The sequence below is a fragment of the Runella rosea genome (assembly GCF_003325355.1).
GTDB classification, from domain to species: domain Bacteria; phylum Bacteroidota; class Bacteroidia; order Cytophagales; family Spirosomataceae; genus Runella; species Runella rosea.
Map to the genome: position 1 here is coordinate 3,298,963 of NZ_CP030850.1, position 22,124 is coordinate 3,321,086.

The window sequence follows — 22,124 nt, forward strand, 5'->3', positions numbered from 1 at the left end:
CACTCCGATTTTGTCCGTTGCTTTTGCAACAACTACTATACATTGCAATTCGTAAAAGGGATTTATATAGCTTTGTCCAAAATTTCAGGAAGCGTAATGCATATTTTTCATTCCATCGCCGACCTACGCTCTTACTTGCGTTTACAACGCCAACAAGGAAAGACCGTCGGATTTGTACCCACCATGGGGGCATTGCACGAAGGACATTTGTCGCTCATCGAAGCCTCCAAAGCGCAAAATGACCTTAGCGTTTGCAGTATTTTTGTCAATCCCATTCAATTCAATAATCCCGACGACCTCGCCCGTTATCCCCGCACCCTCGAAGCCGACTGTGCGATGCTCGCTCCCGCAGGCTGTGATGCGGTCTTTGCACCGTCGGCCGAAGAAATGTACGGAAAGGCCAATGCGTCCAACGGTTTAGAACCGTCAAACGCCTATAATAAACCCATATTAAAATTCGATTTTGGCCCATTAGAGCATGTAATGGAAGGGCAATTTCGGCCTGGGCATTTCAACGGAGTCGGAATTGTGGTGTCTAAGTTGTTCAACATCGTTCAACCCGACCGGACCTACTTTGGCCAAAAAGACTTGCAGCAAGTGGCTGTGGTCCGCCGGATGATGATTGATTTGGGTTTTCAGATTGAACTTCACTCCTGCCCCACCCTACGCGAATCCGACGGACTGGCGATGTCGTCCCGCAATCGAAACCTCATGGCGGAAGAGCGCGCCATTGCCCCGCATATTTTCAAGGGATTAACCTTAGCCAAAACGTTGTTGCTTTCGGGCCATACCCCCGCTGAAGTAAAGCGAGAAATCGCCGCGCATTTTGAGCAGCAACCTTCGTTTCGGTTGGAGTATTTTGAGATTGTTGATGCCCATTCGCTTCAAACCATCGAGGCAATGGCCGACGCTGGACAAACGGCGCTTTGCATTGCCGCCCATTTGGGAAAAGTGCGTCTGATTGATAATGTGGTTTTTTAACGTGAACTTTGCCCATTGATTAGCCGTTTTTCAGGTGATTAACCACATAGACATTTAGCTTATCACTCATTTTCAGCAAGCGAGCCGAGACATTGTTTTACAAACATTTTCTCAACGGTTTTACCACTGATTAATAACTTTTCTCAAGATGTTTGTCACATTATTCAAATCAAAAATCCACCGCGTTAAGGTCACTCAGGCAGAATTAAACTACGTTGGGAGCATTACGATTGATGAAGACCTGATGGATGCCGCAGGTATTCTGGAAAATGAACAAGTACACGTAGTCAACAATAACAATGGCGAACGGCTCATTACGTATGTCATTAAGGGTGAGCGCGGTACGGGCATTATTTGCCTCAACGGCGCGGCTGCCCGCAAAGCGCAGGTAGGTGATGTAGTCATTATTATTTCGTACGGCATGATGACTCAGGAAGAAGCAAAAACGTTTAAACCCAAAGTCGTTTTCCCTGACGAAAACAATAAAATAGTTGGCAGTTAGCCATTTACCCATGAAAAATATCCTTAAATATTGTCTTTCGCTGGCCATTGCGGGTGGCTTGATGTGGTACGTTTTTAAAGACATGGATTTGGCTGCTATGTGGGCTAAATTCGAAAATGCCAACCATTGGTGGCTTATTCTGGTGACGCTCTTTACCATTATTGCCGCCTGGAGCCGGGCCTATCGTTGGAATATGCTACTTGAGCCCCTGGGTTTTAAACCCTCTTCATTTGACTCCACCGTGGCGGTATTTACGGGCTATTTTGCCAACCAACTCATTCCCCGGGCGGGAGAGGTGACGCGGTGCGGCACGCTCAATCGGCTAGAACGGGTGCCCGTCAATGTCAGCTTTGGGACGGTAGTAGCCGAGCGGGTGTTTGATGTCATTAGCCTTCTAGCCCTCATTGGCTTGGCTTTTATACTGGAATTCAACCGGTTGAGTGACTTTTTTATGAGTCTTTTTGGTGAAAAATTGGGGATGGGTTCGAGCAACGGCTCTGGGCGAATAGTCCTTTTGGGCAGCGTGGCAGTACTGGGAATAGGCATTGCGGTAGCGGCTTGGTGGTTTTATCGTAACAACGCCGAACGGCTGCGTCAGAATTCTCTTTTTGCTAAAATCGAAGGATTTGTGCTGGGATTGGTGGAAGGACTCTTGAGCGTTCGTAAACTTCGGAATCCGTGGGCGTTTGTTTTTCACACGGTTTTGATTTGGACAATGTACCTGCTCAGTTCCTACGTGTGCTTTTTTGTACTCCCCGAGTCGTCCCATCTTACCCTTCTGGCGGGATTGACCGTTCTGATTATGAGCGGCTTGGGAATGTCGGCACCTGTTCAGGGTGGCATTGGGCCGTACCATATTCTGGTCAGTAGCGCGCTCGTGCTGTACGGATTATCCAAAGAAAATGGGCTGGCATTGGCCACGTACATCCACGGCACCCAAATGATTCTGATGTTGTTGTTAGGCGGTATTGCGTTTATTATCACCCTGGTCAAAAGCCCCAAAGCCGAAAGTCAAACTTCACTTTCACATTCTATTTCAAACAAAAATGTCTAATACTGCCGACAAAATTATGTCATGGGAAGCCGGCGCCGCAGCCGCTCGCGCATGGCAAGCAGAAGGTAAAAAAATTGTTTTCACCAATGGTTGCTTTGATATTGTCCACTTAGGGCATATCGACTATTTAGAAAAAGCCCGCAACCTCGGCCACAAAATGGTGCTGGGCCTAAACACCGACGCCTCGGTCAGCAAACTGAAAGGGCCGCTGCGCCCCGTGGTCAACGAGTACGCCAGAGCGCGTTTGATGGCCGCGTTGGAATTTGTGGATGCTGTCATTTTGTTCGGTGAACCCACTCCTTTGGAGTTAATTCAGACAATTTGTCCTGATATTTTGGTAAAAGGAGATGATTATACCCCCCAAAATATCGTTGGCGCGGATTTTGTCGTTGAAAGAGGAGGAGAAGTGTTGACCGTTCCGTTGGTTCAAGGTTATTCTACTTCTTTACTTATTGAGAAGATAAAAAAAGGCTATTAACCCTGATTTTAAGTAGATTTTGACGATTTTATGTTCTTGTTGATAGATACAAAAATCCATTAATCAACCTAAAATCAATAAATCTAAGACACAAAAATGGGAGGTTTAATTCTTATTGGTATCGTATTCATGGTCATTGGGATGTTTGTCCAGTGGCGTCTGAAAAGCAAATTTACGGAGTACTCGCAGGTGGGATTGATGAACGGTATGAGCGGGGCCGAAATCGCCGACCGTATGCTGCGCGACAACGGAATCTACGATGTGCGCATTACCCAAGTAGAAGGAATGCTTACCGACCACTACAACCCGGTTGACAAAACTGTCAACCTGAGTGCCGATGTGTATCATGGACGCAACGTTTCGGCGGCGGCCGTGGCGGCGCACGAATGCGGCCACGCAGTACAGCATAAAGTGGCCTACGCGCCGCTGAAAATGCGCTCGGCGTTGGTTCCGGTGGTACAAGTATGCAGCAATATCCTCAACATGTTCAATATGGCGATGCTGTTTATCGGCGGGTTTATATTCTACAACCAAGGAATCGTGAGTACTACCCTTTTGACCGTTTTGGTCGTGGCCAACTTGGGTGTAACGCTCTTTGCTTTGATTACCCTTCCCGTAGAATTTGACGCCAGCCGTCGGGCATTGGCATGGGTAGAGCAGCGCGGCATCGTAAACCGCAACGAACACGTCATGGCCAAAGACGCACTGTGGTGGGCTGCCATGACCTACGTAGTAGCGGCATTGGGCGCATTGGCCAACCTGATGTATTACGCCAGTATGTTGCTCGGAAGAAGAAGCGACGACTAATTGATTAAAGAATAAAAAAAAAGCGGCTTTGGAGCCGCTTTTTTTTTATTCTATGACCTGTATCCAGCCTTTGCACTGGACCGTAGGCGTTACTTTTAATTGGTAAAAGTACGTGCCGTTCAAAACCCCTTTACCCCAATCATCGGGATAATTAGAATTGCTATACACTTGCTTTCCCCACCGGTTAAATACTTCAAGTTGGGCGTTGGGAATTCCAATGATGAACGTATCGTTTTTGCCGTCACCGTTGGGGGTGATGACATTAGGAATCTTATCTAAATTTAATACCGAAACCGTCTGTGTCACGGAGGTGGCACAACCATAGGCCGAAAAAGCGCTGAGCGTCACCTGATAGGTGCCGTTTTGGGTATAAGTGGCAATTGCAGGGGTAGCGTTGGTGCTGCGTGTCCCATTTCCCAAATCCCACTCAAATTTTGCATTACCCGACGTTCTGTTAAAATACTGCAGCGTAGTGGGTTGCCCACAGGCGTAAACAGGCTCTATTTCGAAACGCACATTTTGCGGCCCTTGCTCTACATTGACGGTGACGGTTCGAACGGGGGTGCATCCGTCGGGGTACGTGCCCGTCACGGTGTAGGTAGTCGTTTGGGTAGGTTTCGCCACTGGGTTACGAATGGTAACATCCGATAAACTCGGCGAAGGAAGCCACGTAAATTTGGTTGCTCCTCCCTGCGCAAGGAGTTGTACACTCTGTCCTGCACAGATAATCGTATCGGGCACGACCTTAAAATCATTTTTAGCATCTTCAATCCTAACCGTTATACTTTTTTGGGGCAAACAACCATCGGCGTAAACCCCCGTTACGGTGTACGTAGTCGTTTGGGCAGGTTTGGCAATGATGCGTGTTCCGACAGAATCACTCAAGGTCAATGCTGGACTCCAACGATAACGAGTGGCACTGCCCAATGCCGTCAGAACTGCACTTTGACCCACGCAAATCGTGGTATCTTTTAAAGCCTGAAAATCAGGTTTGTTATTATTTACTGTAACCGTCACGTTGCGTTTGACAGTGCAATTAGAATCGGTAACGGTACAGATAAATTGCGTAGTAGCGTTGACTTTTGCGATGGGGTTGGCAATATTGGGATTACTTAAACCCGCCGCTGGGCTCCATGAATACTTGATGCCTCCTTGTGCAAAAAGCGGCACGCCCACATTTGCGCAAACAGTGGTATCGCCACTCGCTTTTGCTTTTGAAACGCCCACTTTGATAATCTTGGTCACCACATCTTGCCCCCGACACACCAACGGATTGAATATGCGTAACGTGACACGGTATTCGCCGGGTTGATTAAAGGTATAGGTTGCTTTAACGGGGTCACGCGAGATGTTGTTACCCTGCACGTCCCAATTGTAGGTTCTCCCACCCACGCTGGTATTGATAAAATCAAGCGTCAGCGGAGCGCATCCAGACACAACACCTTTGGTTGACCCTTCGTAGGTATCAAAATCGGCCTTCATGCGGTCAATGTCAAACTTAAAAGCCGCGTTGTTACAGTCAAGGCTATTCCGATTGACGGACCAAACATTGGGAGTCGAAGGGAAATTTGCTCGCCGACAAACGCAGGTAGCGTGGTAAATAACGCCATTTTTGGCAAAACGACTCGTTCCGCCATCTACGTGGTCGCCGTCGTCGCTGGTGACCGTACTCCCGATAAACGTTCCGTACAACAATGATTTGGCTCCTTTTTCGAGAATAGCAAGGTAAAAATTACTACCTGTGGTGGTACGCATAAACGCATCTTCGGTAGTAGGCAGCCCGATGGTACTGCTTGACAAAATATAACCGTTTCGGCTGTTCACAACACCTCCCCAGCCCGACAAGTAAATATTGCCACATTCATTGACCAAAAAAGCCGTAGGGGCAATATCTGGCGCTGCACGATTGGAACCGATAGTAGTGGAAAATACAGTTGTGGAAAGATTTTTATCAAGTGCATGGACAAATTGGCCTGCGTTTGCCACATTATAAGTACCCGCCGTAGCAGGATATTTGCCGTTTGTAATTCCAAAAACGTGGGCATTTTCTTCGGCATCTACATCCACTAAATAGCCAACATCTGAACTATCGGTACCCAAATAAGTAATTTGGGCCAATTGATCATTGGCGAATTTAGCTAGAAAACCATCTTCCAACCCTGAAAGGGCTTTTTTAAAAGCGCCTGTTTTTACGGGCAAATTAGAACTTCGGGTTACACCCGTTACGTAGACCGCCCCCGAAGGTGCCCACTTGATGCCGTAGGCCGCGTCGGGTGAGGTTCCGCCCAAATACGTACTCATGAGCATCGTTTTCAGGTCTGAGCTCAATTTGAATACGACCGCATCCTGACGGCCACCATACTGATTGCCGGGCGCGTTCACCAATGGAAAATTAGAGGAATTGGTCGAAGTAGCTACGTAAACGTTGTCTTTGTCATCGACCACCACTTCTCCCCGAAATTCATCTCCGTAATTGGCCAACGCAAAATCAGGCGTGCGGCTGTATCCATCGCTCCCGTTTCCGCCCACGTAGGTGCTGCCCGTCAGCACACTCCCCGTAGAATTTAATTTCAGGACGAAAATATCCATGCCGTTGTTGAACTCAAATCCACCGAGGGGCATCACGGGGGTTCCGCCCCCAAAACGGGTTTGAAAAGCTCCTGAAGTAAGCGGAAAATTGAGGGATGATGTCGTTCCAAAAATCACTAATTCATCTTTGTTGTTCACAATCATGCTGTGCGGCACATCACAATCAGAACCACCAATGTACGTGCCATACAATAAACGCGTACCATCGGGACTGAATTTAAGCAGTCCAATGTCTACTTGATTTCCAGGCCCACCTATTTGTCGTTGAAACGCCCCCGCCGTAGTGGGAAAAATCCCCATTGAGTGCGTCGTGCCCACCGAGTACAGGTTTCCCTGTGCATCGTAGGTAGCGGCGTGGCCGAAATTATTGGCGTAAGAGCCCGAAAACGTCGAAAAAACCAGTTCTGGGTCAATGGTCAACGGGGCCGAACGGTCATAGCCTTTCGGAAAATCAAACGAAAGATATTCGCCCTCTAGCCGGTACTGCGTGGCTACTTCCTTGCTACGTTGGTTGATTTCCTGATACGTGTAAGGCTTTGCTTCTTTGAATTGGTTGACCGTAGTGACCACTGCCAGCTCGTTGTTGACTAGTTTCAGCTCTTTGCTGCCCACGTAGCGCATTTTGATGCGCGAAGCATCGGCATTGGGAGCCACCAAAAATTCATATTTGAGCGTTTGCCGAAAGGCATACATTTTGAAGTCGATGCCCGGGTACACATCACGGTAAATTACCTCCCCAAACGACGCCACATTGGACGCCCAACGGTTGGGGTCATTGCCCAAAAAGTAGTTGTATGTGGCGGGATTTTTGTGTTGTTCTTCTACGTTAAACGTAGGATTTGCCCCCTCAAAAAGCACTTCCACGGCGTGCCCGTTTAGCGCCTCTGTTTTGCGGGCATTGGGCGCACCCTTTCGGGCGTGAACGCTTTTCAGCGCCTCTTCTTCAAAGAAGACATACATCAATGATTTTTCTTTCAGCAGCAAATACCCTCCCGGTATTTCGGCGCAATAGCGCACGGCGGCATCCCACTGTCCCTGATTTCGCACAAATCGAACCGCGGCGGAATTTTGCGCCATCAGCCCGCCAGTAATTCCCAGAAATAGTAAGGTAATACGTAAAATTTGCTTCATACAGAAAAAACGAAAATGCAGCTTTTAAATTACGAAGAATAATGACTTTGGCGTTGAAAAAGCCCGATTACTTGCTGTTTTCTATCCTTTTGACAATTCCTTCGCCCGACGCTCGGCCGCCAAGATTCCCGTTTGAAGGGTTTTGGACAAATCGCCCGCTTCAAATTCCCGTAAAGCCGCTTCCGTAGTGCCGCCTTTTGACGCCACAGCCTTGATTAAGTCATCCAAACTTTTGTCGGCATTATTGATTAAATGAAACGAGCCCAACATAGTTTGTTTGACCAAAAGCGTCGCCAACGACTCTTCAAAGCCCATTTTCTTGCCCGCCTCGACCATCGCTTTGACCAAATAATAAAAATACGCCGGACCGCTACCACTCAGGGCCGTTACGGCATCTAGCATGGATTCGTCTTCCAAAAACACCGAGCGCCCCGTGGCGTTGATGAGGTTATCTACTTTCAACAATTGCGCAAAACTCAACTCCTTGGCTGCCGAGAAGCCCGTGATACCCATTCCAAGCATGGCGGGGGTATTGGGCATGGCCCGAATCACCAGCCGATGGTCAAGTTTTTCCTGAATATTCGCAATCGGAATCCCTGCCATAATCGATAATATCACCTGCTGTGGCTGTAATACTTCGCGCAACGCATCCTGCACCGCCGCAAAATCCTGCGGCTTGACCGACAGAATCACAATATCGTACTCTCCTATGTGCGCACTGATGGTTTCAATTACCACACCCGTGTTTTCGGTACGGAGGGTTTCGGCGCGGTCGGCGCTTTTTTCAATCAAAAGAAGGTTCTCTTTTTTGACAAGATCATACTGCAAAAACGATTTGGCAAAGGCCATGCCCATGTTTCCGCAACCTACAATAGCAATTTTCATTGGTTCGGGGTAAAAATTGGTGGTTAAAGCGCAAAATTGGGGATATTTTGGCAATAAAACGCGATTTTGAGTAAGTTTACAAAAAAGATACCGCACGCATGAACCAGGAAATCGAAGGGGTTTATTTGAGTAAAGTCACCATCAAAAACTTTAACTGCTTTCGGGGCGAGCAAACGATTTCGTTTACGCGTCCCGATGGCCGCTATCAACAATGGAATGTCATTTTAGGAAATAATAATACAGGAAAGACAACGATCTTGAGGTTGTTAAGTGGGTTAGTAGACAGCAAAAAAATAAAAATGTTTTTTCCTTTAGTACCTCAAATCAAGATTTACATAGACCGTCTTATAAGTAAAGATGTTGTAGCTGCAATTTCCTTACAGACATTAAACAACAATGAACTAATTCAGGTTGAGGATTATCCTTCACGGCTTGACTCCAAAACGATACCTAAAAAAATACAAATCTATGGGTATGGCACTTCCCGGAGAATGTCCACAACATCCATCTCTGAAGATTCCAGTGTAGATTCTATTGAAGGTCTATTCCAAGACAATCACGAACTTATAAATGCCGAAGAATGGCTCTTACAACTTGACTACGGCGCTAAAAACGGAATTAAAAACGCTGAAATCGTATTAAATAAGCTTAAAACGGTTCTGACCAGCGGCCTTTTACCAGATGTCAAAGCAATAGAATTAAAGTCAGAATTGAATCCTGAAACCAACAGTATCAAGAACTACGCGCTGTTTGAGACAGATTATGGTAATGTTCGTTTGAAAGACTTGGGTTACGGATATCAGGCAACGATGGCTTGGGTCGTAGACCTAGCCAAAAAATTATTTGAAAGATACGCTTCGTTAGACAATCCTCTCACGGGGGCTGCCATTGTGTTGGTGGATGAAATCGATTTGCACTTACACCCCGATTGGCAACGGCAGGTTATCAGCCATTTAAGCAACATTTTCCCCAATGTACAATTCATCGTCACGGCGCACAGCCCTCTGATTGTACAATCGGCAGACAATGTCAATTTGATTATTTTAGAAAAAGGGAAAGATAACCAAACGCACATTCGGCAGGAATTCGGCACGTTTAAAGGGTGGACGGTAGAAGAAATTTTGCAGGATTTGATGGGACTTGGTGATAAAACCCTGTCAGACACCTACTTGAGCCTTCTTTATCAATTTGAAGATGGACTTGATACCGATAATTATGAAAAAGCGAAGGCAGCTTATGATGAACTTTTACTGATTCTTCACCCCCAAAGCAGCCAACGTAAATTACTAAAATTACAGTTGGGAGCCATTGCCCCTACCACCGTATGATTCGATTGGAAGATAAACCCTGCCCTGTCGAATTGACGGAGGAATTAATGGCACAATTGACCGAAGAATACCGACAAACGGGCAAAAGCGTCTGGAAAAAGGAATTCATTGCAGAGCAATTATTGGCCATATCAAACGGAAAGTGCTGCTTTTCAGAATGCCGATTGGAGGAAGAAGGAAAATATCCTGAAGTAGAACATTTTGCACCAAAATCATTGTACCCTCAGGACGTGGTAAAATGGGAGAACTTATTGCCCATCAGCAGTGCCTGTAACAAAAGCAAAGGTGACCACGATACGCGAAAAGAGCCAATTATTAACCCTCGTTACGAAGACCCGAAGGAACACTTTTATTTTCAAGGGTATCGTTTCAAACCTAAAACACCAAAAGGGCATTTGAGCATTGAAGTTCTCAATTTGAATGATCGAACTCTGTGGGTCAATAAACGCTTTGAAATTGGAGACAAAGCAGTAGAAAGATTGGAAGAAATCAGTAAAAAGCTCCAAGAATATGACCAAAGCTTTTCAAAATCAACTCCTAAACGAAACTCTATCGTTCGGCAATTACGAAACCTTTTTCACGAAGGAACTCCCAAAGCCGAATACAGCGCTGTTGTAGCCTCCTATTTGCTCAATGACGATGATTTTCAGGTTGTAAAAGACCTGATGCAAAAAAACAATCTCTGGGATGAGGAATTTGAAAGCTTAGAAAAGCAACTAAAATTCTGCGCCTTGGATGTTCGATAACCCAAATCATAGTCGAATTTTTCCGGTTCGTCGCAAATTGGAAATAATTTTAGCAGAGGTAGCCTAAACTTCTGAAATTTGACCTAATCAACAAACAATAACCATTTGCCTGACCAAATAATGAAAAAGTATTTACTACTTCTCCTGTTAGGAGGGCTTTCTCCCGCGCTTTTCGCCCAAAAGAAAGCAAAAAAATCGGCTTCGCCTCCCCCGCCGACGGTTGTCAAAAAACCGCTCACCCACGATGTCTACGATTTTTGGAAAGACATTCCCGAGCGGGTCATCAGCAACAATGGGCAATGGTTTGGCTACGCGCTCAATCCGCAAGAAGGCGATGGAAAAGTGGTATTTCACAATCTCACCACCCATCAAGCCGACTCCATAGCCCGCGGCGAAGGATTGAAGTTAAGCACGGATTCGGAGTTTGCCGTTTTTAAAATAAAACCCCAACTCGAAGCAACAAAGGCGGCAAGGCGCGCCAAAAAGAAAAAAGACGAACTGCCCAAAGACTCGTTGGGGATTTATGCACTCGCTTCCAAAAAGTTGGTCAAATTTCCAACGGTCCAGTCGTTTAAACTGCCCGAAAAAGGCAGCGATTGGGTAGCGTATTTAGGCGAAAGCCCCAAAGTAAAGCCCGATACCACCAAAAAAGCCCCGAGCAAACGTCCCAAACGGGAATCTGACGAAAACGGTTACCGCTTGGTAGTGAGACAATTAAAAAGTGGAACTGAAAAAATATTCCCGTTTGTGACCGAATACGAAGTAGCCAAAAATGGCAAACGCCTCGCCTTCGCTTCTACGGGTGCCGATTCTACCAAAACGGGCGTTTATGTTTTTGAACCCGCCACCAATCAACTCACCCTGATTCACACGGGCGTGCCAAAGCATAAATTCAAGAAATTATCCTTTGACGAAAACGGCGACCAACTCGCTTTTGTGGCCGATTTGGACACCAATTCCAAAGTTCAGATTCGTCTGCCAAAGTTATTTCACTGGAAATCAGGAGATGCTACCGCTACCCGTTTGGCCGACGAAACCACGCAACCCGCCGCGCAGGGCTGGCTCATAAGCAGCGAATACACGCCTAAATTCTCCAAAGACGGGGCAAAATTGTTCTTCGGAACTAATCCTAAACCCATTGTTCAGGACACCACGCTCCTCAACGAAGAAATCGTGAACGTGGAAGTGTGGCATTGGCAAGACACAAAACTCCAAACCCAACAAAAAGTATCGCTGGAGAGGGACCGCAAAAAATCGTATTTGGCGATGGTCAACCTCATTGATAAAAAATTAGTCCAATTGGGCAGCGAACTCATTCCAGAGGCCGAGTTAATCAATGAAGGAAACAGCGATTTTATCGTCGGCCATTCCGACATTCGCTATTCTAATCAGCACTGGGACTGGAACCCCAAAGAAGATGCGTACCTCATCAGCACCCGCGACGGTTCTAAAACCCTGCTCAAAGAAAAAATCCAAGGGAATGCGCGCGTATCGCCCGAAGGGAAGTATTTGTACTGGTTTTCCAACCCCGACACCGCTTGGTTTGCGCACGATATTGCGGCCAATAAAACCATCCAATTGACCAACAATAAAGCCGTCAAATTTGCCGACGAGGAAGACGATCATCCTGACTTTCCGAATCCTTACGGCATTGCGGGCTGGACCAAAGGCGACCAGTCGCTGTTGATTTACGACCGTTTTGATATTTGGCAAATTGATCCACTAAATCCTAGTAATGCTAAGAAACTAACCAACGGTCGGGGCTCCAAACAATCGCATCGTTATGTACGATTGGATGCCGAAGAACGGAATGTTGATTTGTCTAAGCCCATGCTACTGAGCACAGTCAACGAAACCACTAAGCAGTCGGGTTTTGCCCAGTTATCTCCCACTTTGCAGGTGACAAAGTTGTACGAGGGTGATTTTAGCGTCGGCAATCTTGTGCTTAAGGCCAAAAATGCCGACCGTTATCTGTTCACAAAACAAACCTTCAAAGAATATCCCGATTGGTACGCAACCGACGGAAGTTTCAAGAGCATCACCCAGGTCACCAATGCCAATCCTCAGCAGTCCAACTACCTGTGGGGCTCGGTCGAAATTGTGAACTGGAGAGCAGGCGACGGCACGCCATTGCAGGGATTATTGTACAAACCCGAGAATTTTGACTCGACCAAGAAGTACCCAATGATGACGTACTTTTACGAGAAAAACGCCGATAATTTACACACCCACTACGCACCGCGTCCCATCCGCTCGTACATCAATTTCTCCTATTTTGTGAGCAATGGCTACTTGGTCTTTGTTCCGGATATCGTGTACAAAACGGGCTATCCAGGCCAAAGTGCCTACAATTGCATCGTACCCGGCGTATTGAGCATGATCGACAAAGGATTTGTTGACAAAGACAAAATAGGCATCTCTGGCCACAGCTGGGGAGGCTACCAAACGGCCTATTTGGTTACCCAAACCAACCTCTTCAAAGCCGCCGAAGCGGGCGCTCCAGTAGCCAACATGACGAGCGCTTACGGCGGAATCCGTTGGGATACAGGACTTTCTCGCCAAGCGCAGTATGAGCGTACCCAGACCCGTATTGGGGGTACACTATGGGAAAAACCCATGCAATACCTCGAAAATTCGCCGCTTTTCCACGCGCCCAAAATCCAAACTCCCGTGCTCATGATGCACAATGACGACGACGGTGCTGTGCCTTGGTACCAAGGAATTGAGTTTTATATGGCGTTGAAACGTCTGGACAAACCCGTTTGGATGCTGAACTACAACGGCGAAAAACACGGCTTGACCAAACGCCAAAACATGAAAGATTTCGCGGTTCGTTTGTATCAATATTTTGACCATTACCTCAAAGATGCCCCCGCACCTTCGTGGATGGCGGAAGGCTTGCCGTTGGTCGAAAAAGGAATCAATCAGCACTTAGCACCTGCCAAAGTAAGTGGAGGTTCACAATTGGGCGGCGGAAGCGAGAAATAACGCACCCCAAAAAGTAGCACAAAAAAGGCGACCTTGAAAGAGTCGCCTTTTTTTATAATTATGCACCTTTCGGTATGTTAATAACCTAAAAAGTATGAGCATGATAGGTGTTCACTACGCTCCCATCACTGTACAGGTCAATGATGGCATAGCCAGGAGGTGTTTGAAGATAGTAGTATTTTTTCGCTGAATTTTTGTCGCCCTCTTCCCACCAAAAACCGCTTAATGCACCATTGCAGAAATATTGAACGTCGTTATAAACCACTCGGTCCACCAAATGAATATGCCCGCTGACGCAGGTTTTGATTTTGTCTTTGTGTTGGTAGAACAGATTAACAATGTACTTAAAATCGGTATGCATGCCACCCCCATCAAGGTTGGTACACGCCGCCAGCAACGGGTAATGACTCATTACCAAAACAGGGGTATTGAGGGGAAGCTTAGCTAAATCAGCCTCCAACCATGCTCTTTGTTCATCATCCAAAGAACCACCCTTGTTATTGCTGTCCAACACGATGAAATGCCAGCCTTTTTTGTCAAAACTATAATATCGTTTCGGCATTTTCAGTTGCTGGACCACATGCTCTTTGCCATACATTTCATGTTGTGGCGAAGGAGCCGCCCACCACATGTCATGGTTGCCAAGGCAACTGTAAAGCTCATATTCACCCAACAATGCCCGACAATCTTTCCAAATCCGCCATTGTTCATCTACCCGTTCACGAGTAATATTTTGATAATCAGCGGCATAAATCGTATCGCCACCATTCAGGAAGAAATCAGGCTTGTGTTTTTTGATTTCATCAATGCATCTTCGAAAACGATTGGGCGCATCATGTTCGGGGCGGATATGTATATCGGTAATATGGGCAATCCGTAATATCCTTTTTCGGGCATTGGCCTCCGTAGTTGTATCGCCTACCGACAACGTGACGGCAGACAATCCGATGTTTTTTATTGACTCTCTTCGATTCATAGTTACCTTCCGATGGCTACCTTCCTTAAAATTGAATCAATGACGTAGCGCGTCGTTATGCCATCGGCTTCGGCTTCGTAGTTGAGCATGATTCGGTGATTGAATACGTCGGGGGCCGCTTCTTTTATATCTTCTGGAAGCACATAATCACGACCCGCAAAATACGCCAACGCTTTGGCGGCCAAGTTAAGCTTGATTGTCCCGCGGGGCGATACGCCAAACTGCATGTACCGGGCTTCGTCACGCAACCCATAATCTAGCGGACGGCGCGTAGCAAAAACCAGCTCTACAATGTAGTTTTCTAAGGTTTCGGAAAGCGTAATCTGGTTGATTCCGTGGCGAATTTGCGCAATATCTTCCTTGGTCAGAATTGCTTTCGGCTCGTAGTTATAATCCAGATTTGACATCCGGCGCATTACTTCCATTTCTTCAGTTTTGCTGGGATAATCCACAAAAACTTTCATCATAAAACGGTCCAACTGCGCTTCGGGCAGAGGATAGGTTCCTTCCTGCTCTACGGGGTTTTGGGTAGCCAACACAAAAAACGGACGGTCGAGGCGAAAGGTATCTTCGCCGATGGTGACCTGCTTTTCCTGCATTGCTTCCAACAACGCTGATTGCACCTTAGCTGGTGAGCGGTTGACCTCATCGGCCAAAATCATATTGGCAAAAATGGGTCCTTTTTTTACTTCATAATCGCCCAATTTGGGTTTGTAAATCATGGTGCCGATGATGTCGGCGGGAAGTAAATCGGGTGTAAACTGAATACGTTGGAAATCTAGATGCAATACCTTAGCCAAAGTATTGACCGTAAGGGTTTTAGCCAATCCAGGTACGCCTTCCAACAAAATATGCCCCCCCGTACATAATCCTATAAGCAGTCGATTGATAAGGTTTTCTTGCCCCACAACCACTTTCCCCATTTCCTCAAAAATCTCCTGTATTTTTTTCTGTGGCATTTGGTTTCAAAGTAAGTGTAAGATGTAAAGTTAGGAATTAGCTGTTTTTACACCTTATTTTCTTACGTTTTTTCTGCATTCTCTGTTTTTCAAAGGCAAAAAACACCTTTTTCCTGCTCTTTACCCACGAGATATGCCCTGAAACCGTGTTATTTATAAACCTTACACCCATACCCAATCGACCTACTCCCGCCGCAACGCTCTGCATAAACCCCATTGGTTCAAGCACTAAGCCATTGACTCTGCGCAGTATAATGTAAGCATCCTACTGGTATCATCCAAATTATCAGTTTGCGCTACAGCTAGCTGTATACGCTGTAAAAATTCCGAGTAAATAGGCGTAATAAAGTCGTCGTGCTTGGAAGTCAAAAGTGTGTGGATACGTAATTTCCCCTCTTCTATTTCTTTACCAAATATACTTTGACAACTCATCTCATACAATTGCTTTTTTAAAAGCTTTTCGGTCAAAGAAAATGCCGTATCTGTTTTTGAGATCAACTCTTGAATTTCTGATTCGCATCTAAGCCCTGTCTGGGTTTCGTTTCGAAGCGCATATTTAACAAAACAGCAGGACACTTCCCCTACCAAGTATATATCGGTTATTTTTTCCCGTTGAATCGTTTTTTTGACCGCTTTCAAGAAGTTGGGATCATCAAAATAGAAGACCGAGGCAGGCGCAGTAAGAAACAAAACGTCCCCGTAGTGTTTGGTAATAAACCTTTCCATTTGGCAAAACGGACACACCAGAAACAACTGATTTTGGGGCTTAGCGTTCATGATTAGTTCTTGACATTTTAATTTAGGGTTGTGCCCCCATAGGGCACAACCCGTTTTTTTTAGCCGATTTCAATTTCAGCATTCAAATCACACTGTTTTTGCGTGATTATGAGCTGTTTTGCTTCATAGAAATCCTGAAGGAGCTTTTTAATACGATTTTCACGCATTTTTATATCCTCTTCGTTATCACTTTTTTCAATTTTACTTTCATGAAACTTGATTTTTACGTGAACCAATTGCGTAAGAATATCAAGCGCCTCAGATTGAGTAAAATTGCCTTTAAGAAGTTGGATGTTCATGATTGAAAGAAATTAATGTTACTGCCCTTGCCCCAAAGAAAATGCAGGCTTTCCGTCAAAAGCATACAGGTTTTCAGTCTTGACGACGTCAATGCCTTTTTCGTGAGCCGCGCCTAACAGGTGAATGATTTGTTGTTTGTCTAAACTCTTTCCTTCGAGAGGCTTAAAGCGGCAACGCCAATGGTCGGTGCAGAATGTTTCGGAAAATCCATCTGGCCATACTTTGATGCCACGATTGGTAATCATACTAATTTGTACCTCAGAGGTGTTGATTTGTTGTACTTTTTCCGCCAGTTCGTCTGCACTGCTTCCAGTCCAATGTACAAATAAATCTACGCCCAGCAGCTCTTTTAATTTGGGCGCTTTGCGTTGGTATTTAGGTAAGTTGAGGGCCGCGCCATTGGCGTAGCTAACCGCTTTGAATTGAGATGGTTTTTGCCCTAAGTTACCAATCACTGCTTCCGCAAACTCTTTGGTTCCTACTTTTTGTTTGCTGATTCCTTCTTTAAAAATGTCATAGGTATGGATGCCATCTTCAATCGTTTTTAGCCACGCATTTTGTACTTTTTCTGCCACCTCGGTTTGTCCGATATGATTCAGCATCTGTATCGCCCCTTGCAGCAACCCCGACGGGTTCGCCAGATTTTGTCCTGCCCTGCGCGGAGCAGAGCCATGAATGGCTTCAAACATGGCACATTCTTCGCCAATATTTGCTGAGCCAGCCAAACCTACCGAACCTGCAATTTGAGCAGCGACATCGCTCAGCACATCACCGTACAAGTTGGGCATCACAATCACATCAAAAACCTCAGGTGTATCGGCCATTTTTGCCGCCCCAATGTCAATAATCCAATGCTCATTCTCGATGGTGGGATACTCTTTGGCAATCTCATCAAATACCTGATGAAACAATCCATCCGTTTGTTTCATGATGTTGTCTTTGGTAAAGCAAGTGACTTTTTTTCGTCCGTACTGTTTGGCGTACTCAAAAGCATAGCGAACAATTTTTTCGCAGCCCGGACGGCTAATAAGTTTAAGGCACTGAACCACTTCATCGGTTTGTTGGTGTTCTATTCCTGCGTATAGGTCTTCTTCATTTTCCCTGACAATGACAATGTCCATCTCGGGGTGTTTGGTCTTCACGAAGGGATGTAAACTAACGCAAGGACGGATGTTGGCATATAAGCCCAAAAACTTTCGGGTGGTTACGTTCAAACTTTTGTATCCGCCTCCCTGAGGTGTTGTGATGGGAGCTTTGAGAAAAATTTTGTTCTTGCGGATGATATCCCAAGATTCTTTTGCAATCCCCGCTGTATTGCCAGCTAGGTACACTTTTTCGCCTACCTCTACTTCATCAATTTCAATTTGAGCTCCTGCGGCTTTAATAATAGACAGAGTGGCATCCATAATTTCAGGCCCAATGCCATCGCCTTTTGCTACGGTAATTCTTTTCATTACTTGATCGGTTTTTGATTGACGGCACAAAGGTCTGTACTGGTTTTCATAAGTTTTTATTTAACTTTGCTATCATTATCATAAATATTTTTTATGAACTATACCCTCAATCAGCTAAGAGTTTTTCTAAAAGTGGCCCAAACGCTGAGCGTTACCAAGGCAGCAGAGGAGCTACATTTAACCCAACCAGCGGTTTCGATTCAGCTCAAAAACTTTCAGGACCAGTTTGAAGTGCCTTTGATAGAAGTCATAAACAAGAAAATTTATGTTACTGATTTTGGGAAAGAAATAGTTGAGGCTGCCGATAAAATTCTGAATGAAGTCTATGCCATTAATTATAAAATGCACGCCCACAAAGGACAACTTACTGGGAAACTCAAGCTATCGGTGGTATCAACAGGAAAATACATTGCCCCTTACTTTATTGCCGATTTTATCAAACAACATTCTGGAATTGAACTACTTATGGATGTCACTAACAAAGCCCAAGTAGTAGCAAGCTTAGAAAAAAACGAAGTGGATTTTTCGTTGGTCAGTATAGTACCCGAAAATCTAAAGATTGAAAAAATAGAGTTAATGCAAAATAAACTGTACTTAGTGGGAAATTCAGAAATGAACTACGGGGCAAGTCACTATGATAAAAGTATTTTTGAGACCATACCGCTTATCTATCGAGAGCCAGGTTCGGGGACGAGGAATGTGATGGAAAAGTTTATTATTCAAAATAACCTTCCGGTACTCAAAAAGATGGAATTAACTTCAAATGAAGCCGTTAAACAAGCCGTTATTGCAGGGCTAGGTTATTCAATAATGCCTTTAATTGGCATTAAAAATGAGTTGGTCAACAAACAACTGCAAATCATTCCCGTTGAAGGCTTTCCCATAACATCTACCTGGACTTTGATTTGGTTAAAAGATAAAAAGCTATCGCCCGTAGCTGATGCCTATCTTAATTACCTCAAAAAAGAAAAGCAAAATATTATTAATGTTAAGTTTGCTTGGTTTGAGAATTATTGAGCTTGTAAGAAGCCGATTTTTGCAAAATCATCAAATTTGCTCGTTGTTTTCAAATTCCCTTTACTTTGTACATCAACCCAAGCTTTTTATCCCGTGTCTGATTTCCGCCTGAAAGTTTTCAACAGTGTTGCCCAACACCTGAGCTTTACAAAAGCCGCTGGCGAGTTGTTTATTACGCAACCTGCCGTTACTAAGCACATTCGCGAACTAGAACAACAATACGGCACAAGGTTGTTTGAACGAAAAGGCAATGCCGTTTTTCTCACCCCTGCGGGCGAATTACTCAAACGCTACGCAGGTCAGATTTTACACCTGTATCAGGAGGCGGCCTTTGAACTTAGCACCCTGCAATCGAAGCACAGCGGCATTCTTCGGTTGGGTGCGAGTACAACCATCGGGCAATACCTCATTGCACCCCTCTTGGCCAAATATTACGAAAAATTCCCCCAAATAGAGTTGTCGTTGCTCAACGGAAATACCGAGATGATCGAAAATGCCGTTTTATCGCATGCCATTGATTTGGGGGTGGTGGAAGGGAAAAAACATCATTCTGGCATCAAATACGTGGATTTTATGGACGATGAACTCGTGGCCGTAGTACACAGCAACAGCAAATTGGCGCCTTTGGAAGAAATTAGCATTGAGCAGCTTACCCAAATTCCGCTGGTGCTGCGGGAGCGCGGCTCGGGTACGTTGGAAGTCATTGAAAGCGCCCTGAAAGAACACAATTTAAAACTATCTTCCCTCCAAATCATCATGCATTTGGGTGGAACAGAAAGCATCAAATCCTTTTTGGAACACGCCAATTGTATGGCGTTTTTGTCTATTCGCTCCATTCAAAAAGAACTGATTACTGGCCAATTGAAACTTATTAAAGTGAAGGACTTGGTGCTTTTAAGGAAATTTTGGTTGATTCATTTACAGGGCCAACCCGAGGCTATGGCCGAATCATTCATGCGTTTTGCATTTCGCGAATACAGCAGAAAATAAGCGGGCAGACATTGTTCTTTGATGGGTACATTGGGTTGCTCACAACCCAATCGTTGGTTTTGAGAAACCAACAGTACCCGTGCCTCCACTGTCGCTCAGCTCTGCCGCGTGACGACTATTCAAAGGCCTCTAGCCGCTGTATCTGAAAAATCAGGGAATAATTCGCTCTACAATTTTCTCGGCAGTGGCTCGGATAGCAGGCACCGCTACCGAATTTCCAAATTGCTTATAGGCCGAGGCGTCTGCCACTACAATCTTAAATTCATCGGGAAAGCCTTGCAGGCGGGCCCATTCGCGAGGGGTCATTTTTCGGATGCCTTCGCGATTCACCTCACCTTTGATTTTGGTCATGGGTGTATAATCCGTAATTCTAAAGTCGTACACCAGATTTCGTTCACGGCCCATTCCGCCCACCACAATGGCATTGGCAATGGCATCGTCGGCGATAATTTCATAGCCAAAACCATTGCCTTTATTGGCATGGCGTTGTTTATGGTTAATCAACGTCTGTAAATACTGGGTAGATAAGTAATATTTAGCCGACACGGGCAACGTCTCTTTCACGTCTTCAAACGCCACTGGAATGCCCAACGGCTTGGGGTATTCAAAATCATTAATGTATAAATCCTCCCTAAAACCCACTATAAAGATGCGCTCCCGATTCTGCGGCACCCCAAAGTCTTTGGCATTCATCACTTTGGGTTCGGGCACATAATATCCCAAATCTTCGCGCAAGGTGGCTAAGATTGTTTTGAGGGTTTGGCCTTTGTCGTGATTGATGAGTCCTTTGACGTTTTCCAGAAAAATGGCTTTGGGTTTTTTACGGCGGATAATATCGGCCACGTCGAAAAACAGCGTTCCACGCGTGTCCTCAAACCCGCCGCGCCGCCCCGCAATGGAAAAGGCTTGACAGGGAAAGCCTCCACACAAAATATCGAACCCATCCGGAATTTGACTTTTGGTTTCTTCTTTGGTAATGTCGCCAAAGGGTACTTCACCAAAATTAGCTGCGTAGGTCTTCTGCGCCTGTGGGTCCCATTCGCTGCTGAACACACACTGACCACCGAGGGATTGCAGAGCCATTCTGAACCCGCCGATACCAGCGAATAAATCTATAAAGGTAAAAACGGGTTGGGGTACGGAAGGGAAAGGAATATTTTCAGCCTCGTTTAGACTGATTTTTTCGGTTACTGTCATCGATTACTGCTTTTCGTCTTTGACTGCAAATAGCTAAACTTTGTCACGGATTGCAACAAAATTATGAAAGGGTGAGCTAATTTGCCTTTGTAAAGACGGCCTAATAAGTTTATGCCACCGCATACCCTTCAAGATAAGGGCGAACCGCAGGGGCTTGGAAACCAATCACAATATCGCTTTTCGGAATTCCGTATTTTTGTAGTTTTTCAGCGATACGAAGATCGGTGCCATCATGTTGAAGCCATACTTTACCATCCGGCTTAACATCAATATGAATGAAAGAAGCATACGTCCATCCACTGTTTATTTTAGTCCAACCTACCCCAAAGTACAAATAATGCCCGTGTTCGTCGTCTGTAATTAATTGATTTTCTACTCCATTTTCAATCATAGGCGACAATCCAGCCACTTCTTCAACGATTTTAGGGGCTATCTGTTTGTATTCTGTTAACTTATCCATTGTTTAATTTCAGGTTCTATTTCATCGAAAATAAGCATCTTAACATCAAAAGACCGAGCAACATCCATAAAGAATGCATCATCGAAAAATCGCTCATAAAAACCAACAGGAACGGCAAGATATAACACCCGTTCAGGATCATTTATTTTTAATGCTTTCCAATAAAGCAAAAACTGCCCAAGTGCATCTTCAAAGTTATCCAGATCAGAATTTCCGACAAAACTTTTAATTTCAATGGCAATTTTTTGATTTGCTTTTTCCGCCGCTATGATTTCACGCTCCGCTCCCAAGTCGATGTAACCACGCCGCCGCCCCATTATAATTTTATAGGGATCATGCGTAATTTGCTAGTTTTCATTTATCAAAGCTAGCTTAACCAACTCATGAAAAATATCTTTGGCGGCCATACCATCTCTTTTGTTGTTTTACCAAATTTACACTCAAATCCTGCATAAAAAAATCCCCTTTGATTTCGTTTTAACTGAAATTCAAAAATGAATGCATT

20 protein-coding genes are annotated in these 22,124 nt (G+C 45.2%); 10 read left to right on the forward strand and 10 right to left on the reverse strand.

Going from position 1 to position 22,124, the window contains the following annotated elements; all coding sequences use genetic code 11:
• Window positions 1-96 precede the first annotated feature (96 nt).
• The 5 genes from panC to DR864_RS13720 all read left to right on the forward strand — a co-directional run bounded on the left by panC (window position 97) and on the right by DR864_RS13720 (window position 3,822).
• A complete protein-coding gene (panC, locus tag DR864_RS13700) occupies window positions 97-981 on the forward strand; it encodes a pantoate--beta-alanine ligase (protein ID WP_114070274.1) in 885 nt (294 codons plus the stop codon).
• A 148-nt stretch (window positions 982-1,129) separates the two neighbouring features.
• Window positions 1,130-1,483 (forward strand): aspartate 1-decarboxylase, encoded by a 354-nt coding sequence (gene panD, locus DR864_RS13705; protein ID WP_114067512.1) that lies wholly within the window; start codon window positions 1,130-1,132, stop codon window positions 1,481-1,483.
• 10 nt (window positions 1,484-1,493) lie between these two features.
• Window positions 1,494-2,537: a lysylphosphatidylglycerol synthase transmembrane domain-containing protein gene (locus DR864_RS13710; RefSeq protein WP_114067513.1), complete on the forward strand. Its 1,044-nt coding sequence runs from the start codon at window positions 1,494-1,496 to the stop codon at window positions 2,535-2,537.
• Window positions 2,530-3,015 carry a D-glycero-beta-D-manno-heptose 1-phosphate adenylyltransferase gene (gene rfaE2, locus DR864_RS13715; protein ID WP_114067514.1) on the forward strand — a complete coding sequence of 162 codons (486 nt, stop codon included), beginning with the start codon at window positions 2,530-2,532 and terminating at the stop codon, window positions 3,013-3,015. The genes DR864_RS13710 and rfaE2 overlap by 8 nt, the downstream gene beginning before the upstream one ends.
• A gap of 96 nt (window positions 3,016-3,111) precedes the next feature.
• Window positions 3,112-3,822, forward strand: coding sequence for a zinc metallopeptidase (locus DR864_RS13720; protein ID WP_114067515.1), 711 nt, complete (start codon window positions 3,112-3,114; stop codon window positions 3,820-3,822).
• 45 nt (window positions 3,823-3,867) lie between these two features.
• On the opposite strand, the gene DR864_RS13725 is transcribed toward DR864_RS13720, so the two are convergent.
• Window positions 3,868-7,542 carry a DUF7948 domain-containing protein gene (locus DR864_RS13725; protein WP_114067516.1) on the reverse strand — a complete coding sequence of 1,225 codons (3,675 nt, stop codon included), beginning with the start codon at window positions 7,540-7,542 and terminating at the stop codon, window positions 3,868-3,870.
• A gap of 81 nt (window positions 7,543-7,623) precedes the next feature.
• The gene (proC, locus tag DR864_RS13730; protein WP_114070275.1) at window positions 7,624-8,427 is read right to left on the reverse strand and encodes a pyrroline-5-carboxylate reductase; all 804 of its coding nucleotides are present in this window, start codon (window positions 8,425-8,427) and stop codon (window positions 7,624-7,626) included.
• Between the two features lie 98 nt (window positions 8,428-8,525).
• Between proC and DR864_RS13735 the strand changes: the two genes are divergently transcribed.
• The 3 genes from DR864_RS13735 (at window position 8,526) to DR864_RS13745 (ending at window position 13,489) form a co-directional block, all read left to right on the forward strand.
• Window positions 8,526-9,755 carry an AAA family ATPase gene (locus DR864_RS13735; RefSeq protein ID WP_114067517.1) on the forward strand — a complete coding sequence of 410 codons (1,230 nt, stop codon included), beginning with the start codon at window positions 8,526-8,528 and terminating at the stop codon, window positions 9,753-9,755.
• Window positions 9,752-10,501: an HNH endonuclease family protein gene (locus DR864_RS13740; protein WP_114067518.1), complete on the forward strand. Its 750-nt coding sequence runs from the start codon at window positions 9,752-9,754 to the stop codon at window positions 10,499-10,501. Before DR864_RS13735 ends, DR864_RS13740 begins: the two co-directional genes overlap by 4 nt.
• A 120-nt stretch (window positions 10,502-10,621) precedes the next feature.
• Complete coding sequence (locus DR864_RS13745) at window positions 10,622-13,489, forward strand: alpha/beta hydrolase family protein (protein WP_114067519.1); 2,868 nt, start codon at window positions 10,622-10,624, stop codon at window positions 13,487-13,489.
• 85 nt (window positions 13,490-13,574) lie between these two features.
• Here the strand turns inward: DR864_RS13745 and DR864_RS13750 are convergent, their stop codons facing one another.
• From DR864_RS13750 to DR864_RS13775, 5 genes are all read right to left on the reverse strand, one after another.
• Window positions 13,575-14,465: a metallophosphoesterase family protein gene (locus DR864_RS13750; RefSeq protein ID WP_114067520.1), complete on the reverse strand. Its 891-nt coding sequence runs from the start codon at window positions 14,463-14,465 to the stop codon at window positions 13,575-13,577.
• 2 nt (window positions 14,466-14,467) lie between these two features.
• Entirely contained in the window at window positions 14,468-15,424 is a 957-nt protein-coding gene (locus tag DR864_RS13755) for an AAA family ATPase (RefSeq protein WP_114067521.1), read from the reverse strand.
• Window positions 15,425-15,652: 228 nt separating this feature from the next.
• Window positions 15,653-16,201, reverse strand: a complete 549-nt coding sequence (locus tag DR864_RS13765) for a hypothetical protein (RefSeq protein ID WP_162793805.1) — start codon at window positions 16,199-16,201, stop codon at window positions 15,653-15,655.
• A gap of 59 nt (window positions 16,202-16,260) precedes the next feature.
• Entirely contained in the window at window positions 16,261-16,500 is a 240-nt protein-coding gene (locus DR864_RS13770) for a hypothetical protein (protein ID WP_114067524.1), read from the reverse strand.
• 18 nt (window positions 16,501-16,518) lie between these two features.
• The gene (locus DR864_RS13775; protein ID WP_114067525.1) at window positions 16,519-17,955 is read right to left on the reverse strand and encodes an NADP-dependent isocitrate dehydrogenase; all 1,437 of its coding nucleotides are present in this window, start codon (window positions 17,953-17,955) and stop codon (window positions 16,519-16,521) included.
• 93 nt (window positions 17,956-18,048) lie between these two features.
• Here DR864_RS13775 and DR864_RS13780 point away from each other — a divergent pair, with 93 nt between their 5' ends.
• Window positions 18,049-18,972: a LysR family transcriptional regulator gene (locus tag DR864_RS13780; RefSeq protein WP_114067526.1), complete on the forward strand. Its 924-nt coding sequence runs from the start codon at window positions 18,049-18,051 to the stop codon at window positions 18,970-18,972.
• Window positions 18,973-19,065: 93 nt separating this feature from the next.
• Window positions 19,066-19,962, forward strand: a complete 897-nt coding sequence (locus tag DR864_RS13785; RefSeq protein WP_114070276.1) for a LysR substrate-binding domain-containing protein — start codon at window positions 19,066-19,068, stop codon at window positions 19,960-19,962.
• A 150-nt stretch (window positions 19,963-20,112) separates the two neighbouring features.
• Here DR864_RS13785 and DR864_RS13790 read toward each other — a convergent pair whose 3' ends face one another.
• The 3 genes from DR864_RS13790 to DR864_RS13800 form a co-directional block, all read right to left on the reverse strand.
• A complete protein-coding gene (locus DR864_RS13790; RefSeq protein WP_114067527.1) occupies window positions 20,113-21,159 on the reverse strand; it encodes a DNA cytosine methyltransferase in 1,047 nt (348 codons plus the stop codon).
• 109 nt (window positions 21,160-21,268) lie between these two features.
• Window positions 21,269-21,619, reverse strand: a complete 351-nt coding sequence (locus DR864_RS13795; protein ID WP_114067528.1) for a XisI protein — start codon at window positions 21,617-21,619, stop codon at window positions 21,269-21,271.
• On the reverse strand, window positions 21,607-21,963 hold the full coding sequence (locus DR864_RS13800) for an element excision factor XisH family protein (RefSeq protein WP_262510956.1): 357 nt from the start codon (window positions 21,961-21,963) through the stop codon (window positions 21,607-21,609). The genes DR864_RS13795 and DR864_RS13800 overlap by 13 nt, the downstream gene beginning before the upstream one ends.
• Window positions 21,964-22,124: the final 161 nt, after the last annotated feature.